Raw genomic sequence first — 238 nt, forward strand, 5'->3', positions numbered from 1 at the left:
CAGGTGCCGCCCGCTGCGTCTCGCGAGTGAACTGCGTCGATATTATTCTGACGGCGGATTCAATGGATATCTTTGGCATTCCGCTACCGGCGATGCTCAGCCAGTTGCTGCTCGGTCTCGTGAACGGCTCGTTCTACGCGATCCTGAGTCTGGGGCTGGCTGTGATCTTCGGTCTGCTCAACGTGATCAACTTCGCGCACGGCGCGTTGTTCATGCTGGGTGCGATGCTCACGTGGAT

Annotated in this window: 1 protein-coding gene; it reads left to right on the top strand. The window is 58.4% G+C overall.

What is annotated here, in order from left to right; genetic code table 11:
* Positions 1-62 precede the first annotated feature (62 nt).
* A partial coding sequence (locus tag SB753_RS41165) for an ABC transporter permease subunit (RefSeq protein ID WP_410805695.1) occupies positions 63-238 on the top strand: 176 nt, incomplete at its 3' end.

Source organism: Paraburkholderia sp. SIMBA_053 (assembly GCF_046534895.1).
Taxonomy (GTDB): Bacteria; Pseudomonadota; Gammaproteobacteria; order Burkholderiales; family Burkholderiaceae; genus Paraburkholderia; species Paraburkholderia caledonica.